Origin of the sequence: Arthrobacter sp. Soil782 (assembly GCF_001428435.1) — a bacterium.
Taxonomy (GTDB): Bacteria; Actinomycetota; Actinomycetes; order Actinomycetales; family Micrococcaceae; genus Arthrobacter_D; species Arthrobacter_D parietis.
The window spans coordinates 1,047,476-1,063,763 of record NZ_LMSO01000001.1 but is presented as its reverse complement, the minus strand read 5'-3'; the positions used below and the strand labels follow the sequence as shown (position 1 = coordinate 1,063,763).

Genomic DNA, 16,288 nt, shown 5'->3' with positions numbered 1-16,288 from the left:
GATCACGTGCCAATCGTTGAATCGGTCAGGGGGCTGAACTGGGACAGCCAGGGGAAGACCCAGCTCACGAGAACTGCCAGTGCTGCAGTGATGAGCAGAATCGCCCAGATGATCCGAAGCCAGAGAGGCCCCGGCAAGTGGCGGAATATGAAGGCGTACATCAGGCGGCTCCTTCCGCGACCTCGGCTACTTGTGCGGCAATCTCCTCCGGCGGTCCGTCCTCCAGTGACTGGAATGACTCCATCACTGCGTAGGCGATGATTCGTTCCTGCGCGCCAAAGCGCGGATTGCAGCTGGTGAGGGTGAGGATTCGTTCCTCGGGTTCAACGCCCGGCTGCGTAGGTACCGGCGCGAGGACATCAGTTCGGTCCGGCAGCACGATTTGCGTATTCCGGTAGACGTAGGAGTAATAACCGTCCTGTGTTTGCACATAGATGCGATCGCCGGGCACCAGAGTATGTATGTTGTCCAGCACGGCGCCGTTTGTCTGCCGGTGGCCTGCAAGTGCGAAATTTCCTACAGCACCCGGCATGCCGGTCTCGGGATAGTGTCCCAGGCCCAGGTTGTCGAGTACGGCCGTCGTCACCCCGCTGGTGACCGGCCGGGTGTAGCTGTCCCCGAAACGCGGGATGTAGATGACGGCGAAGGTCTCACCCGCTGCTTTCGCCTCCAGAACGGGAACCTGATCCGGTGACGAAGTTGGAGGCTCGTCCACAGGATCATCTGCCACAGGCGCCTCACCGAGGTCGGCGAAGAACTCTTCAACCGCCTGGTCCTGTTTTGCGTTGGATTGGACATTTGTCCACCACAGCTGCCACGCCACGAACAGGAGCAGGATAACGCCGGCCGTGATGAGCAGCTCACCGATCACTTGGGCCGCCATCTCGAGCAGACTACGACGACGTCGGCGGGCGGGCGCGCGCCGGGAACGGTCACGGCGAGCCACCGCGATGCCGCCGCCGAGGTCGCTCAATCCTTCTCCCTGCCTACGGATGTGATGTCGGGCGTCGCTGCGGCCATTCATTAGCTAGAATGGGCAGCTAGAACCGCGCCGATGCCATGGGTCCTCATCTCAGGATAACTGGTGTCGCGGCCGGGTTCCGAGCTGTATGACCACAAACACAGCGGCTGGAAGCCCCAGCCACCGTCTAGGAGGATCCGTGCCCGAGTCGAAGTCCCGCAAGAAGCAGGTCGAGCCGAAGACGCGCGCCGCTGCGGAACCGAAGCCGAACCCGGTCTGGTACAAGCCGGTAATGTTCGGGTTGATGGTGCTTGGTCTGTTGTGGATTCTGGTCTATTACATCTCCGAAGGACGTTTCCCGATCCCAGGCATCGACTCCTGGAACATTCTGATTGGCTTTGGAGTCGCGATCGCCGGGTTCCTCATGACCACCCGCTGGCGGTAGTTCTAGCCAGAGCGGCTGCTCTACCCAGCCAGAAAGGAGGTGCCTTCCGAGCGGAAGGCGCCTCTTTTGTTCTATGCGCTCAGGCGATGATGCCGAGCTCGGCCATGATCCGATCCGTAACTTCCGCGGGTGTGCCGACATTGTCGATGGTGAGCCCGCGCTCGTTCTCCTCGAGGATTTCGAGGGTGCTGACCTGCGATGGCAGCAGGGATTCAGGCATGAAGTGCCCGGTGCGCGTCTTCATGCGTGAGCGAATGAGGCCAACATCGCCGATCAAGTGAACAAACCGGATGTCACCGTCGGCAGCGGCCAGAACATCGCGGTAACGCCTTCGCAGCGCCGAGCACGTCACGATGGTGGATTCTCCATTGGCGCTCTTCTCGCTGATCCAGTGCGCGATTGAATCAAGCCAGGGTTTGCGGTCCTCGTCGGTCAAAGCAATACCCTGGGTCATCTTTGTGATGTTCTCAGGGGAATGAAACTCGTCCGCTTCGGCATAGATCCACCCGAGGCGCTCCGCCAGTGCAGTGGCGATCGTCGTCTTGCCTGATCCCGACACGCCCATAATCACCAGATGCATTCGTGACTCCACGCCGTCTCCTCGACTTCCTGGTCGTTTCCGCCGCCTGTGACTCAACGCTCAATCTACTCGGCTATAAAGGTAGCACCTTTACCGAATGTAAAGATGCTACCTTTGAATCGCCGGCGTCCCGGCTTATTCTGATCCCACCCCTACCCCTCGGAAAGGTCAATCAGTGGTGCTGTCTTCGCAAGGCCAGGCACCGGCGGCCGCCGTAAAGTACAGCAGCATCATCGAGGAGCTGGGGCGCAGCATTGTCAGCGGTGAGCTACAACCCGGGGGACGGCTGACAATCGAGGGACTACAGGCGCGCTTCAAGGTCTCACGAACCGTGATTCGCGACTGCATGCGCATTCTCGAATCCATGAACCTCGTCTTCAGCAAACGCCGCGTCGGAATTGTGGTTCAGGCCCCTCGTCACTGGAATGTCTACGACGCGCGGATCATCCGTTGGCGGTTGGAGGGAACATCCCGCGCACGGCAGTTCAAGAGCCTGACGGAACTGCGATGCGCAGTTGAGCCGCTTGCTGCGGCGGGAGCAGCGCGCAATGCCACCCAAGAGCAACGCGCCGTCGTTGTGAACCTCGCCCAGCAGTTGCGCACACTTGGCGAAGCGGGCCGCCTTGACGAGTTTCTAGCCGTGGATATCGAATTCCACGCCCTACTCCTGTTGGCCAGCGGTAACGAGATGTTCTCCGCGCTCGATGACGTTGTCACGGAAGTTCTCCGGGGAAGGACCACCCAGGGGTTGATGCCCCGCACACCCCGTGAGTATTCGCTCGCCAGCCACGAAGCCGTCGCGGCGGCGATCGCCGGATCCGACCCTGACGCAGCCGAAACAGAGATGCGGAACCTGCTGGCCGAAGTGCAAGAAGCGGTTACGTAGTCGTGCACAGGTTGTGCACCGAGTTATCCACAGCTGTGGGTAACTCGGTGCAATTCTTCGGGCCGTTTCTGAAATCCGTGGGTCCTGCTTATCCACACCTGTGGAATTACATGTGTGTAAGTTTTCCCCACTGGGGATAACCCTTGTGGAAAACTAAGCGGGGAACGTCACCAGGCTTGCACCGACAAACGCAAGAACAAGGAGGATAACCGTCAGCGCAGCCAGTCCTGACCACTGAATCAGGGAGCGCTTCGAACTCCGCGGCGTATAGGCGATGATGGCCGCGGCAGCGCTTCCGGCCAGCAGACCGCCAAGGTGTGCCTGCCAGGAGATTCCCGATACGACAAACCCGAGGACGGTGTTGATTGCAATGAGCACAACCAGTTGCCGTACATCACCGCCACGCCGCCTCTGCACAATGAGCATGGCCCCGAAGAGTCCGAACACCGCCCCTGATGCCCCGACAACGCCTTGCAGCGGATTGGTCAGCAGGAGTACCGCCACCGATCCGCCGAAGGCAGCGATCAGGTACAGGGCGAGGAATCTTGCCCGCCCCAGCAAGGGTTCAAGAGCCTGTCCGATGATCCACAGCGCATACATATTGAAACCGATATGGAGCAGGAATCCTGTGGAGTGAAGGAACGCGGCGGTGATCATGCGCCAGGGTTCCGGGGTGACAATGCCGGAGGTATAGATTCCTGCGTACGCCAATGCGTCCGTCACCCCGGGGATGGCGAGTTGGGCCAGGAACAACGCTACGCAGGCTCCGATGAGCGAAAAGGTCACCAGCGGCTTCCCTTGCCGCACTGTTCCGCCGAAGATGGTGCGCGTGGCCGGAGTGAGGCGCTGTGCGTCACGCACGCAGTCGACGCACTGAATCCCGACGGCCGCCGGACGCTGGCATTCCGGACAGGCGGGCCTGCCACATCGCTGACACCGCACATAACTCACCCTGGCCGGGTGGCGTGGGCATACGGGAACGTCCTCATCCGGCTGGCCCGCCGGGATTCCATAGGTCATACGGTGCTAGGCCTGCTCAATGGTGATGCTGTTGATTACGACATCTTCGAGAGGCTTGTCGCGTCCATCGGTGGGGATCGAGTTGAGCTGGTCGACGATGGCGCGGGATGACTCGTCCTTGACCTCGCCGAAAATGGTGTGCTTCCCCTGCAGCCAGGTGGTGGGAACGGAGGTGATGAAGAACTGCGAGCCGTTGGTTCCGCGGCCATTCTGCAGGCCGGCATTGGCCATTGCCAGCTTGTAGGGAGCGCTGAAGTCAAGGTCGGGGTTGATCTCATCGTCGAACTTGTAGCCCGGGCCGCCGATGCCCTGGCCAAGGGGGTCGCCACCCTGGATCATGAAGTCTTTGATGACGCGGTGAAAAATGGTGCCGTCGTAGAGAGGCGCGTTGGTCTCTTCGCCCGTGCTGGGGTGAGTCCATTTGATCTCACCGGTAGCGAGGCCCGTGAAGTTCTTGACGGTCTTCGGGGCGTGGTTGCCGTAAAGCTCCACCTTGATATCTCCAAGGCTGGTGTGAATGGTTGCGTGTGCAGTAGCTATAGCTGTCATGGGATCCATTCTTTCACGCACACCCGTGGTATCTCCCGGAACGACCACGTTCCGCGTACAGTGAAAAAGCTGTGAAACCAACGCACGGATAGCATGGACCTCGGGATAGCACGTAGGCTGACTAACAACAGTCACTATCCATGGGAGGTAGTTGTGAAGAAATCCGAAAGCGTTGTCCGCAGCCTTGAGAACAACGTTCTGATGGGCGTCGGAACGGCACGGGATTGGGCCGCTCCGCGAGTGGATGCCGCCAGAGAATGGGTGACGCCGCGAATCGAGCGGGGAATCGAGACGGCCTCGCCCAGGATCCAGCAGGGCGTGAACCGGGCAACACAGGGTCTGTCAGACGGCATAGCCGTCGTCACCCCTAGAATTCAGGAGAGCCTGGACCGCGTAGGTCCGCGCATCAACCAGTTCGTCGACGGCACGGCGCCCCGCATTCAGGGCACCCTGGACCGCGCAACCCCGGCCATCCACCACGCCCGCGACCGCGTCGTGAGTGAGTACATCCCGGCTGTGTCATACCGGCTTGGTGATGCCGCAGATTCAGCGTCGCGTACTTTGGCTGCTGCCACCATCCCGGCTGGAGTTGCCGGTGTGGTGACCAAGGTTACCGGTGACAAAAAGGCCGTAAAGAAGTACCAGAAAGCAGCCGTTGTTGCCGCCCAGCGCGCCGCGAAAGACCTCAGGCGAAGCAAGCAGCGCAAGGGCGGTAAGGGCTGGCTGATTGTCGGCATCATCGCCGCCGCCCTGACAGCTGGAGTTGCCATCTGGCGCGCTTCACAGCCTGTGGAGGATCCCTGGAAAACCCCAGCTCCGGCTGAACCGACTCCTGTTGCAGACATTGCGCACAATGAAGAGGCCAAGCAGGCTGTGAACGACATCAAGGAAGCCGCTGACCGCGCAGCCGAAAAGTCGGACGACGGCGCCGGCGCACCCAAGGGGCCCGCCGTCTAGGTTCGTTGACGCCCCGCAAAAAGCGGGAAAGGTCCACCTATCGGAGGATCTTTCCCGCTTTTTTGATGTCTGGGGTCTTAGTCTGACCGGCCGGTGATAGATTTACGGCCGTGCACACCGCGAAGCCGTCCGTGTCGATAGTCATCCCGGCGTACAACGAAGAAGGCGTCATCCGCCAGTGCCTCGTCGCGGCCATCTATCAGTCAATGCCGGCACACGAGATTCTGGTCGTGAACAATCGCTCTACTGACCGCACTGCCGACATTGTCCGCCAGATGCAGCTCGAATACCCTGAGAGCCCGATCCGCCTGCTGGAGCAAGATGACAAGCAAGGTCTCATACCTACCCGAAACTATGGGCTGAACCACGCAACAGGAGACGTACTAGGCCGAATTGATGCCGACTCCGTCCTGGAACCCGACTGGGTCGAAACCGTTCAGGCAGGGTTCAGCGATCCAACCGTAGCCGCCGCGACCGGACCGGTTGTTTACTATGACATGCCGATGCGGCGGTGGGGGCTGAAAGCGGATGACAAGATGCGTCAACTCGTGCTGAAGCTCGCACGTAACCAGTACCACTTTCTCTTCGGCTCCAACATGGCGCTTCGCAGGACGGCATGGGAACAGATCCGTGAGTACACCTGTCTTGATGAAAAGGACGAGATGCATGAGGACATAGACCTCTCTCTTCACCTCGCAGAACAGGATCTGATCATCCGGTATATCCCCGGCATGGTGAGCGGGATGTCAGCCCGGCGCCTCGAGAATTCGCCCAAGGACTACCGCTATTACGTCACAAGGTTCGACCGCACCTACCGAGCGCATCAGATTGACAAGAAAGTTCTGAAAATTCCGATGCTGATCTTCATGTCGATCTACTACCCAGCGAAGGTGTTGCGTGCCGTGCACACCGCGCGTGCAGCCCGAACCACAGCGGCGAACCGTTAGCCACCGTTAACAGACAAGGGCCCCAGTCTTTCGGCTGGAGCCCTTATCTTTCGGTGGAGGCACGGGGACTCGAACCCCGAACCCCCTGCTTGCAAAGCAGGTGCGCTACCAATTGCGCCATGCCCCCGTAAAACGGAACCTGATCAGTATACCCCGACCAGGCGGTGAAGTTTTACTCGACCGGATCAGTCGCGCTGCTCCACACTTCTTTTTCCTTCTCGGACTCCTGCCACCGTTTGTAGGCGAAAACTCCTGCAACAGCAGCTGCCGCTACCAGCAACTTCTTCACAGTGCTCCTCCTCGCAGTTGCCTGCCGGTTTCACGATCCGTGGGCGTACCAGGACTTGAACCTGGGACCTCTTCGTTATCAGCGAAGCGCTCTAACCGCCTGAGCTATACGCCCCCGTACCTCATCGGGCCGAGATACGACTTTACCGTAGGGCCTCAGCGATCCACAAATTGAGGCCCGCATCGATTTCGGCAGATCAGTCGTCCGTCAGCGTCACGCCGATTCCGCCGACAAGGGTCGATGAAATGTTGTAAAGAACCGCAGAAAGCATGGCCAGGGCGGTCAGAAGCACTACATTCACGACGGCGATGATGGTGGCGAACGAGACCACCTGACCCAGAGATGCGAACTGGCGCAGATCAAAGCCGGCACCCTCTGATCCAGCGATCTCTCCAAGGAGCTGGTTCACCCGATCAAAGATCCCAGTGAGGTCTAGCACAGTCCAAATGACGATCGCCGCAACCACCGTAACGATGCCCAGCGCCACGGAAAGCAGGAATGACATTTTGAGGACGGACCACGGATCGATCTTGCTGACCAGCAGACGCGCTTTGCGAGCCTTGGCCTTCGGTGCGGGTTTGACCAGCCCGGGACGGTTGCCCGCCGGCCTTGCGCCTGACGAAGCCGGACGCTGCGTGGGCCGCGCGGGCGGGTTGACCCGAGGTCCGCCGCCCGACGACCGCACAGCGCTGCCCGCAGTCGTGCGCGGATTTGAGTTGGCAGAACTCACTCGGAACCTCCAATATCGCTTGACTCAGCCTCCGGCTCAGCCGTTTCTTCTGACGACAACGGTACTTCATCAGGCGCAACCGGCGCAGATTCAGTGTCATCCACACCCATTACCGGAACTTCCTCATCCACCGTGAGTCCACGTTCCGTGTTGCGGGCAACAGCGATGATCCGGTCCGACTTGTCCGGCTTCGCGAAAATCACGCCCATGGTGTCACGGCCCTTCGCCGGAACGCCGGCCACCGATGACCGCACCACCTTGCCGCCGCCCATAACAACGAGGACTTCGTCTTCTTCCTGCACGATGAGGGCACCAACCAGATCGCCGCGCACGTCAGCAAGCTTTGCTACCTTAATGCCCAGCCCACCACGGCCCTGCACCCGATACTCATCGACCTTGGTCCGCTTCGCGAAGCCGCCCTCGGTCACGATGAACACGTAGGAGTCATCACTCACGACGTTGGCCGCCAGTAGTTCATCCTCTTCCCGGAACTTCATGCCGGTCACTCCCGAGGTAGCCCTGCCCATCGGGCGTAACGCCTCATCGGTGGCACTGAAGCGAAGTGACTGCCCTTTCCGGGAGACCAGCATCATGTCGTCGGTTTCGGACACAAGCTGAGCTGACACCAGTTCATCACCGTCACGCAGGTTGATGGCGATAACACCCGCGGACCGGTTGGTGTCATAGTCCTCGAGGCGCGTCTTCTTGACCAGGCCGCGTTTGGTTGCCAGCACCAGGTAAGGGGATTGCTGGTAATCGCGCAGATCAAGTACCTGCGCAATGGTTTCGTCAGGTTGGAATGCCAACAGGTTCGCTACATGCTGACCCTTGGCGTCGCGTGCCGCTTCCACAAGCTCGTACGCCTTCGCGCGGTAGACGCGCCCAAGGTTGGTGAAAAACAGCAGCCAATGGTGCGTCGTGGTGACGAAGAAGTGTTCGACGACGTCGTCGCCGCGCAACTGCGCCCCACGGATACCCTTACCGCCCCGAGCCTGCTGGCGGTAGTTATCACTACGGGTCCGCTTGACGTAACCACCGCGGGTGATGGTGACCACCATCTCCTCTTCAGGGATGAGGTCTTCCATGCTCATATCGCCGTCGTACCCCATGAGGATCTCGGTGCGGCGGTCATCTCCATGCTTGTCGACGATCTCCTGCAACTCCGTGGAGACGATTTCGCGTTGCTGTACCTCGGAGGCAAGAATTCTTTTGTACTCGGTGATTTCGGATTCGAGCTTGGCATGCTGATCCTGGATTTTCTGCCTCTCCAGGGCGGCGAGCCGCCGCAGCTGCATGTCCAGAATCGCCTGAGCCTGGATCTCGTCAATGTCCAGCAGACCCATCAGCCCATTGCGTGCGTCTTCTACGGTCGAAGATCTCCGGATAAGGGCGATCACGTCATCGAGGGCGTCGAGTGCCTTGAGCAGTCCCCGCAGAATATGTGCGGCTTCTTCCGCTTTCCGCAGGCGGTACCTGGTTCTGCGGACAATGACTTCGAGCTGATGCGTCACCCAGTGCCGAATGAAGGCATCCAGGCTGAGGGTGCGGGGGACCTCATCCACGATCGCCAGCATGTTGGCGCTGAAATTGTCCTGGAGCTGCGTGTGCTTGTAGAGGTTGTTGAGCACTACTTTGGCCACGGCATCACGCTTCAGGACAATGACCAGGCGCTGGCCCGTGCGGCCCGAGGTCTCATCCCGGAGGTCGGCGATCCCCGAAACCTTCCCGTCCTTGACGAGATCGGCAATCTTGATCGCCAGGTTGTCCGGATTGGCCTGGTAGGGCAACTCGGTTACGACCAGGCAGGTACGACCCTGAATTTCCTCCACGTTGACCACGGCGCGCATGGTGATTGAACCGCGGCCTGTCCGGTAGGCGTCTTCAATACCCCTGTGGCCAAGAATCTGCGCTCCGGTAGGGAAATCCGGTCCCTTGATGCGCTGGATGAGCGCCTCAAGCAGTTCTTCCTTGCTGGCAGTCGGGTTCTGCAGATACCACTGCACACCGTCCGCCACCTCACGCAGGTTGTGCGGCGGGATGTTGGTTGCCATGCCGACGGCAATACCGGAGGAGCCATTGACCAGCAGGTTCGGAAAGCGCGCCGGCAGGATGGTGGGTTCCTGGTTTTTTCCGTCGTAGTTGTCCTGGAAGTCGACAGTCTCTTCGTCGATGTCGCGGACCATCTCCATGGCCAGCGGTGCCATCTTGGTCTCGGTATACCGGGGGGCTGCCGCGCCGTCGTTACCCGGCGATCCGAAGTTCCCCTGACCAAGGGCCAACGGGTAACGCATGGTCCAGTCCTGGATCAGCCGGACGAGTGCATCATAGATAGCGCTGTCGCCGTGCGGGTGGTACTGGCCCATGACCTCACCGACAACGCGCGCACACTTGTTGAACGAGCGGTCGGGGCGGTAGCCGCCGTCGAACATTGCATAGAGAACGCGACGGTGAACGGGTTTCAGACCGTCACGCACGTCAGGCAGCGCGCGACCGACAATGACCGCCATTGCGTAGTCCAGGTAGGACCGCTGCATCTCGGTCTGCAGGTCTACCTGCTCGATACGGTCCGTCAGAAGTGCACCTTCAATGGGCGTACCGCTCGGAACCTCAGGCGTTACTTCGTCACTCATCTAGTTCGTTCCATTCGTGAATGCGTGTCAGGACCCGGGCCAGCAGATAGCTGCGTGCCCGGCCGGGGCTACTCAATGACGCTCAGATGTCGAGGAACCGTACGTCTTTTGCGTTCTGCTGGATAAAGTTGCGGCGTGACTCGACATCCTCACCCATCAGTACAGAGAAAATCTGGTCGGCCGCAGCGGCATCATCCATAGTGACCTGCAGCAAGGTGCGGTTGTCAGGATCCATCGTGGTGTCCCAGAGCTCGGTGTAGTCCATCTCGCCGAGGCCCTTGTAACGTTGAATCCCGTTTTCCTTGGGGAGACGCTGGCTATTGGCAAGGCCCATCTTGATGGTTTCATCCCGCTCGCGGTCGCTGTATACGTAGGAGTGCGCAGCGTTGGACCATTTGATCCGGTACAGGGGCGGCTGCGCCAGGTACACATACCCATTCTCGATGAGCGGCCGCATGTAGCGGAAAAGCAGCGTCAACAACAGCGTGGTGATGTGCTGACCATCGACGTCAGCATCTGCCATCAGGACGATCTTGTGATAGCGGGCCTTCTCGACGTCGAAATCCTCACCGATGCCGGCTCCGAAGGCGGTGATCATCGCCTGGACTTCGGTGTTGCTCAGCGCACGGTCAAGCCGGGCACGCTCAACGTTCAGGATCTTTCCGCGCAACGGGAGGATTGCCTGCGTTTCCGGATTGCGACCGCGAACGGCCGAGCCACCTGCGGAATCTCCCTCGACAATGTAGATCTCAGACTTCGATGGGTCCTTCGACTGGCAGTCCTTGAGCTTGCCCGGCATCCCGCCGGATTCCAGCAGGCCCTTCCGCCGGGTGGACTCCCTTGCCTTGCGCGCAGCCAGCCGCGCCTGGGCTGCCTGAATGGACTTGCGGATGACATCGCGGGCAGGCCCGGGATTACGTTCGAGCCAGTCACCCAGCTGGTCCGTGACCACGCGCTGCACAAATCCCTTGGCTTCCGAGTTGCCCAGCTTGGTCTTCGTCTGCCCTTCGAACTGTGGTTCGGACAGCTTGACCGAGATGACGGCGGTAAGCCCTTCACGGATGTCGTCACCCGTGAGGTTGTCATCCTTTTCCTTGATGATGTTCTTCTCACGCGCATAACGGTTGATCAACGATGTCATAGCTGCGCGGAAACCCTCTTCGTGGGTTCCACCCTCGTGGGTGTTGATCGTATTCGCGTAGGTGTGAACGCTTTCGGAATACGCCGTTGTCCACTGCATTGCCACTTCGACGGCGATGGAGCGGTCCGAATCCTCAGTCTCGAACGCAATGACGTCCTCGTGGATGATGTCAACGCGTTTCGATGAGTTCAGGTGCTTGACGTAATCCAGCAATCCGTTCTCATAGAGGTACTCGACATGGCGGTGCTTGTTCTCTTCGGACTGTTCTGCCTCGGCGTGGGCGGCGTCCGTAATTTCCTCGGTTTCCACCTCAGGCACTCGCTCATCCACAAGGCTGATCCGCAGGCCTTTGTTCAGGAAGGCCATCTGCTGGAAACGCGCCCGCAACGTCTCGAAATCGAACTCAACCGACTCGAAGATGGAGGCATCCGGGTAGAAAGTCTGCGTGGTACCGGTCTCGGTGGTCTCCGGACCCTTTTCGAGCTTTCCGACAGGTTTTCCACCATCCTCGAAGGACTGCCTCCAGACGTGGCCCTGACGCTTGATTTCCGTGTTGACACGGGAGGAAAGCGCATTCACAACCGAAATACCCACTCCATGGAGGCCACCGGATACGGCATATCCTCCACCGCCGAACTTCCCGCCTGCGTGCAGGATAGTCATGACTACTTCAACGGTGGGTTTGCCCTCGGTCGGGTGCATATCAACCGGAATACCGCGGCCATTGTCGATGACCCGGACGCCGCCGTCAGCAAGCAGCGCCACCTTGATGTGGTCGCAGTATCCCGCGAGAGCCTCATCCACAGAGTTATCCACAACCTCATAGACAAGGTGGTGCAGGCCGCGAGGACCAGTTGACCCGATATACATACCGGGCCGCTTTCGAACCGCTTCCAGCCCCTCAAGGACTGTGATGTCGCTTGCGCCGTAACCTTTGGGTGCGCCGGCGCCGGTTTCCGGCAGTCCGGCAGATTCCACTTCGTTGTCGTTAGCCACTGACGCTGTCGACTCCTCGTTGTCCTAATGTTGCCCAGTCTCAGAATGAAGGCATCCCAAAAGGAATGCCTGCACCTGTCATTCTACCGTGCAGTGGCCGACAACGGAGCCTCAATTGCCCCCTAACGGCGAATAAACAGCTATTTAAGCTCTCAGCGGGGGGTCTTGTGGGGGCGTATACGTCCGCTGGGGTCCGCTCGGCGCTGCACGCCGCTCATCAGCGGATCCGCAGATAACCGGTCAGCAGGTCACCCATAGGTGTCCCTGGGACCTCTGCCGGGAACCGATCGGCCCCCTTTTCGCCACGACGGAGCCGACGGCCCGACAATCTTCATGGCCGTCACAACACCTGTACCCAGCTCGTGTTCGAAGCGGCGTAAAAGGTCAGGGCTGATCAGTCTGAGCTGCGTTGCCCAGGCGGTGGAATCGCAGCGCACGAGAACCGTTGTTTCGTGGAAGCTTTCGGGAGTACAGTGGCTGGCGATTTCCTGCCCGACCAGTTCCGGCCACCGAGCCATGACCGACCCCACGGCTACCGGCGAATTCCAGCCTCGCTCACTAAGGAGCCGCCCGAATACGGCCCCGACTCCCTGCGGATCCCTGCCGGTGTAGGACTCCTGACCTCCGGGATGATGAACACCATTCCCGGTACGACGACGGCGGGCGGTCGGCGCGCGAAGATCACCACGCGCTGCAGACGCATCGCGGAGTCGGTTCAACAACAGCCGCGGTGCATCCTGGGCAGGTGTGTCCCCGGAATCATCCGCAAGGGGTGTGCCGGCGTCGTCATTGGGTTGTGCCTTCATAACACCCGGCGCTGCACGATTATCTTCAGGCCGGTACTTCACTGAAGCCCCCCGGTACTACCTCGAACTGGCGGCCTGCCAACGCAGCAGGTACATCCGCTCCAACCGCAGCGGTCACTAGTACCTGTTCAGCCCCGACGACCACAGAGGCCAACCGCTCCCGGCGATCAGTATCCAGTTCAGCAAACACATCGTCGAGAATCAGGACTGGCGTTGATCCCGGGGTCTGATCATCATCGGTCAGGAGGTAGTACGAGCCGAGGCGGAGCGCAAGCGCCATCGACCAGGTTTCGCCGTGCGAGGCATACCCCTTGACCAGGGCACGACCGAGCATGAGCTCCACCTCATCGCGGTGCGGCCCCACCAATGAGATACCACGCTCGGTTTCGCGGCGCCGCTGCTCCCTGATTGTCGTCAAAAACCGCTCAGTGATGTGTTCAATGGAGAGCGTGCCGAGGTCTTCGGCCGAAGAAGGTGCCTGGCCGTCGTCGTCATCGGAAACCGGACCGACCAGGGACGAACGGTAAGCGGCTGTTGCAACTTTCGAGCCGTCGGTCAGCTCGCGATAGGCCTTTTGGATATGCGGCAGAAGTCTGGTCAGAACGGCTAGTCGGGCATGGAGGAGTTGTGAACCAACCGCCGCAAGGTGCTGGTCCCACACTTCCAAAGTGGCCTCATGCGCATCCGTCAGCCTGCGCCCCCGCAACGATTTGAGCAATGCGTTGCGCTGTTTCAAGACCCGTTCGTAGTCCGCTCGTGTGCCGGCATGATGCGGTACCAGCTGCACCATCAGTTCGTCCAGGAACCGGCGGCGGTTGGACGGATCTCCCTTGACGAGAGCGAGGTCTTCCGGTGCAAAGAGAACCGTACGCAGGATACCTGCGGCGTCCCGTGCCCGAACCGGGTTGGCCCGGTTGATACGGGCGCGATTGGCCCGCTCGCCGTTGATCTCCAGCTCCACACTCGTGGCCTGCGATCCGCGTACCAGGCGCCCACGGACCAACGCCCGCTCAGCTTCGAAGGCTATCAACGGTTTGTCGGAGCTCACCCGGTGGGACGAGAGGGACCCGAGGTAACCGATGGCTTCGACGATATTGGTCTTCCCGACGCCGTTTTGCCCGACGAACACCGTCACTCCTGGTTCCAGGGCAACCTCAAGCTGGGAATAGCTACGGAAATCGGTCAGTGAGAGATGCTGGACGTACACCGATGCTCAATCATGTTTCACTTGCGGGGAGGGCGTACGGCATGGCCGCCGAACTGGTTACGCAGGGCCGCAACCATCTTCAGCGAGGGTGCATCCTCCTGCCGCGAACTGAAGCGGGCAAAGAGCGCAGCAGTGATGGCTGGTGCGGCCACTTCATTGGCAATAGCCTGCTCAACTGTCCACCGCCCTTCGCCTGAGTCCTCAACGTAAGCACCGACCTGGGTGAGTTTCGGGTCTTCCTCGAGCGCTTTCACCAACAGGTCCAGCAGCCAGGAGCGCACGACTGTACCCTTTTGCCATGCGCGGAATGTCCCGTGTACATCCTTGATGATGTCTTTTGCCTCGAGCAGTTCGTAGCCCTCGGCGTAAGCCTGCATCAGACCGTACTCAATCCCGTTATGCACCATTTTTGCGTAGTGTCCCGCACCGGTGTCTCCCACATGGACGAAGCTTTCTTCGCGGTCACCTTCCGGACGCAAGGCATCGAAGACCGGCATCACCCGTTCAACATCCTCGGCAGCTCCGCCAACCATCAGCCCATATCCGTTCTCAAGGCCCCATACACCGCCGGAGACCCCACAATCAACAAAGGCAATGCCTTTGAGTGACAACTGCTCGCTGTGTTCCTGATCGGTACTGAACTTGGTATTGCCGCCATCAATCACGAGATCGCCCTCGGAGAGCTTCTCTCCCAGCTCGGCAATCACCTGATCGGTAATCTTTCCAGCCGGGACCATGACCCAGACCACCCGTGGAGTGGGGATCGTAGCAATCAGTTCATCAAGACTTGCGACGTCGGATACATCCGGATTGCGGTCGTAACCGGAAACCTCAATGCCCTTGGAACGCAACCGTTCCCGCATGTTATGTCCCATTTTTCCGAGTCCGATTAGGCCGATGTGCAAAGTATCCTCCATGGGTTTCGGTGGGATGGACGGTCTCGCTGCTACTGGTTTGGCAACCTCACCGGCATCAACAAGTACCTGTAATCTTCCCGGTCAGAGCCGGTTGCCTCTTCCTGCGCCGAGATAACAGCGGGTTTCGGCGGGGTGGTGAAGGAGAACCGCACGAAGCGGCTGCTGAAGGCACCAAGACCTTCACTCAGGTAATGCGGGTTGAAGGCAACGGTAATGTCCTCGCCGTCCAGGGTAGCTTCGATGGCTTCGGATGCCTGGGCGTCCTCACCCGTACCGGCGTCAAGTACCACCTGGCCTGCACTGAAAGCGAGGCGCACAGGCGTATTCCGCTCGGCCACCAAGGACACACGACGGACTGCTTCGACCAGCAAACTCGTCTCCACCGTTGCATGGATGGGTGTGCTGTCCGGAAAAAGGGACCGGATTTTGGGGTAATCGCCGTCAACCAGCAAGGAGGTAGTTCGCCGGCCGCCACTTTCAAAGCCGATGAGTTCACTGTTGTCAGACAGGGCGATGTTGAGATCTCCGGATCCGCCCAGGGTCTTTGCCACTTCGCTCAGAGTTTTGGCTTTGACCAGGGCGCTGGTGGAGATTCCAGGATTCGTCGGTTTCCAGGAGAGTTCGCGCAACGCCAGGCGGTAACGGTCGGTGGCGAGGAAGGTGATCAGGTCGTCCTCGATCTCCATCCGTACACCGGTGAGGATAGGCAGTGTGTCATCCCTGCTGGCAGCGATGATGACCTGCGAGACGGCTTCGGCGAAAGCATCGCCGTCGACGACGCCGCTGACCTCCGGCAGCGCTGGAAGTTCGGGATACTCCGCTTCCGGCATCGTCGCCAGGTTGAAGCGGCTGTTACGGCAGGTCAGTGTGACCTTTGATCCGTCAGTCTGTACCTCAACCGGTGCGGACGGAAGGCTGCGGCAGATGTCAGCGAGTAACCTGCCGGACACGAGAATGGTGCCTTCTTCGGCTACATCAGCGGCAATTTCCAAACGAGCTGAGATTTCGTAGTCAAAGCTGGCCAAGCTGAGACTGCCTGCACCCGCCTTGATCAACAGTCCCGATAGCACCGGTACGGGAGGACGCGGTGACAAGGAACGCGCCGTCCACGTGACGGCCTCAGCCAGGACATCGCGCTCGACTCGGAATTTCACTGAAGGGTGCCGCCTTTCGCGAGGTACATGGGGAAGCCACTCGACCTCGACCTGGCCGACGATTCTTTGCGGG

The 16,288-nt window shown here is 59.9% G+C and carries 17 protein-coding genes and 2 tRNA genes; 4 read left to right on the top strand and 15 right to left on the bottom strand.

All coding sequences use genetic code 11. The features are described 5' to 3' along the window. Positions 1-2 precede the first annotated feature (2 nt). Both ASH00_RS16855 and ASH00_RS05085 read right to left on the bottom strand, forming a co-directional pair. Positions 3-161 (bottom strand): hypothetical protein, encoded by a 159-nt coding sequence (locus ASH00_RS16855; protein WP_200954745.1) that lies wholly within the window; start codon positions 159-161, stop codon positions 3-5. Next, the gene (locus ASH00_RS05085; protein ID WP_157359044.1) at positions 161-883 is read right to left on the bottom strand and encodes a class E sortase; all 723 of its coding nucleotides are present in this window, start codon (positions 881-883) and stop codon (positions 161-163) included. The genes ASH00_RS16855 and ASH00_RS05085 overlap by 1 nt, the downstream gene beginning before the upstream one ends. 277 nt (positions 884-1,160) lie before the next feature. On the opposite strand from ASH00_RS05085, the gene ASH00_RS05080 reads away from it, so the two are divergent. Further along, a complete protein-coding gene (locus tag ASH00_RS05080) occupies positions 1,161-1,406 on the top strand; it encodes a cell division protein CrgA (protein ID WP_056545619.1) in 246 nt (81 codons plus the stop codon). A gap of 79 nt (positions 1,407-1,485) precedes the next feature. On the opposite strand, the gene ASH00_RS05075 is transcribed toward ASH00_RS05080, so the two are convergent. Further along, positions 1,486-1,998, bottom strand: coding sequence for a gluconokinase (locus ASH00_RS05075; protein WP_235563161.1), 513 nt, complete (start codon positions 1,996-1,998; stop codon positions 1,486-1,488). Between the two features lie 166 nt (positions 1,999-2,164). Between ASH00_RS05075 and ASH00_RS05070 the strand changes: the two genes are divergently transcribed. Then, complete coding sequence (locus ASH00_RS05070; protein WP_235563160.1) at positions 2,165-2,872, top strand: FadR/GntR family transcriptional regulator; 708 nt, start codon at positions 2,165-2,167, stop codon at positions 2,870-2,872. Positions 2,873-3,025: 153 nt separating this feature from the next. Here ASH00_RS05070 and ASH00_RS05065 read toward each other — a convergent pair whose 3' ends face one another. After that, on the bottom strand, positions 3,026-3,892 hold the full coding sequence (locus tag ASH00_RS05065) for a rhomboid family intramembrane serine protease (protein ID WP_056545618.1): 867 nt from the start codon (positions 3,890-3,892) through the stop codon (positions 3,026-3,028). Positions 3,893-3,898: 6 nt separating this feature from the next. Beyond that, complete coding sequence (locus tag ASH00_RS05060; protein ID WP_056545617.1) at positions 3,899-4,441, bottom strand: peptidylprolyl isomerase; 543 nt, start codon at positions 4,439-4,441, stop codon at positions 3,899-3,901. 153 nt (positions 4,442-4,594) lie between these two features. Here ASH00_RS05060 and ASH00_RS05055 point away from each other — a divergent pair, with 153 nt between their 5' ends. Together ASH00_RS05055 and ASH00_RS05050 are read left to right on the top strand one after the other, a co-directional pair. Continuing rightward, on the top strand, positions 4,595-5,398 hold the full coding sequence (locus ASH00_RS05055; protein WP_056545616.1) for a hypothetical protein: 804 nt from the start codon (positions 4,595-4,597) through the stop codon (positions 5,396-5,398). Positions 5,399-5,508: 110 nt separating this feature from the next. Next, positions 5,509-6,345 carry a glycosyltransferase gene (locus ASH00_RS05050; RefSeq protein ID WP_056545614.1) on the top strand — a complete coding sequence of 279 codons (837 nt, stop codon included), beginning with the start codon at positions 5,509-5,511 and terminating at the stop codon, positions 6,343-6,345. Between the two features lie 54 nt (positions 6,346-6,399). On the opposite strand, the gene ASH00_RS05045 is transcribed toward ASH00_RS05050, so the two are convergent. From ASH00_RS05045 to dnaN, 10 genes are all read right to left on the bottom strand, one after another. After that, positions 6,400-6,472 (bottom strand) — tRNA-Ala (locus ASH00_RS05045). Between the two features lie 45 nt (positions 6,473-6,517). Then, complete coding sequence (locus tag ASH00_RS16965) at positions 6,518-6,634, bottom strand: DLW-39 family protein (protein WP_235563158.1); 117 nt, start codon at positions 6,632-6,634, stop codon at positions 6,518-6,520. A 40-nt stretch (positions 6,635-6,674) separates the two neighbouring features. Next, positions 6,675-6,748 (bottom strand) — tRNA-Ile (locus tag ASH00_RS05040). 82 nt (positions 6,749-6,830) lie between these two features. After that, positions 6,831-7,364, bottom strand: a complete 534-nt coding sequence (locus tag ASH00_RS05035; RefSeq protein WP_056545612.1) for a DUF3566 domain-containing protein — start codon at positions 7,362-7,364, stop codon at positions 6,831-6,833. Continuing rightward, complete coding sequence (gene gyrA, locus ASH00_RS05030; protein WP_056545610.1) at positions 7,361-9,994, bottom strand: DNA gyrase subunit A; 2,634 nt, start codon at positions 9,992-9,994, stop codon at positions 7,361-7,363. The genes ASH00_RS05035 and gyrA overlap by 4 nt, the downstream gene beginning before the upstream one ends. An 82-nt stretch (positions 9,995-10,076) precedes the next feature. Beyond that, positions 10,077-12,131, bottom strand: coding sequence for a DNA topoisomerase (ATP-hydrolyzing) subunit B (gyrB, locus tag ASH00_RS05025; RefSeq protein ID WP_056545606.1), 2,055 nt, complete (start codon positions 12,129-12,131; stop codon positions 10,077-10,079). A 248-nt stretch (positions 12,132-12,379) separates the two neighbouring features. Beyond that, the gene (locus ASH00_RS05020; RefSeq protein WP_056545605.1) at positions 12,380-12,937 is read right to left on the bottom strand and encodes a DUF721 domain-containing protein; all 558 of its coding nucleotides are present in this window, start codon (positions 12,935-12,937) and stop codon (positions 12,380-12,382) included. 25 nt (positions 12,938-12,962) lie between these two features. After that, positions 12,963-14,144: a DNA replication/repair protein RecF gene (gene recF / locus ASH00_RS05015; protein WP_056545604.1), complete on the bottom strand. Its 1,182-nt coding sequence runs from the start codon at positions 14,142-14,144 to the stop codon at positions 12,963-12,965. 17 nt (positions 14,145-14,161) lie between these two features. Beyond that, on the bottom strand, positions 14,162-15,049 hold the full coding sequence (gene gnd / locus ASH00_RS05010) for a phosphogluconate dehydrogenase (NAD(+)-dependent, decarboxylating) (protein ID WP_056545603.1): 888 nt from the start codon (positions 15,047-15,049) through the stop codon (positions 14,162-14,164). 41 nt (positions 15,050-15,090) lie between these two features. Continuing rightward, on the bottom strand, positions 15,091-16,215 hold the full coding sequence (gene dnaN / locus ASH00_RS05005) for a DNA polymerase III subunit beta (RefSeq protein ID WP_056545602.1): 1,125 nt from the start codon (positions 16,213-16,215) through the stop codon (positions 15,091-15,093). Positions 16,216-16,288: the final 73 nt, after the last annotated feature.

Bases quoted from the DNA above. Each gene is read 5' to 3' on its own strand.
- ASH00_RS16855 (WP_200954745.1), bottom strand. From the start codon at position 161: ATGTACGCCTTCATATTCCGCCACTTGCCGGGGCCTCTCTGGCTTCGG.
- ASH00_RS05085 (WP_157359044.1), bottom strand. From the start codon at position 883: ATGGCGGCCCAAGTGATCGGTGAGCTGCTCATCACGGCCGGCGTTATC.
- ASH00_RS05065 (WP_056545618.1), bottom strand. From the start codon at position 3,892: ATGACCTATGGAATCCCGGCGGGCCAGCCGGATGAGGACGTTCCCGTA.
- ASH00_RS05060 (WP_056545617.1), bottom strand. From the start codon at position 4,441: ATGACAGCTATAGCTACTGCACACGCAACCATTCACACCAGCCTTGGA.
- gyrA (WP_056545610.1), bottom strand. From the start codon at position 9,994: ATGAGTGACGAAGTAACGCCTGAGGTTCCGAGCGGTACGCCCATTGAA.
- ASH00_RS05020 (WP_056545605.1), bottom strand. From the start codon at position 12,937: ATGAAGGCACAACCCAATGACGACGCCGGCACACCCCTTGCGGATGAT.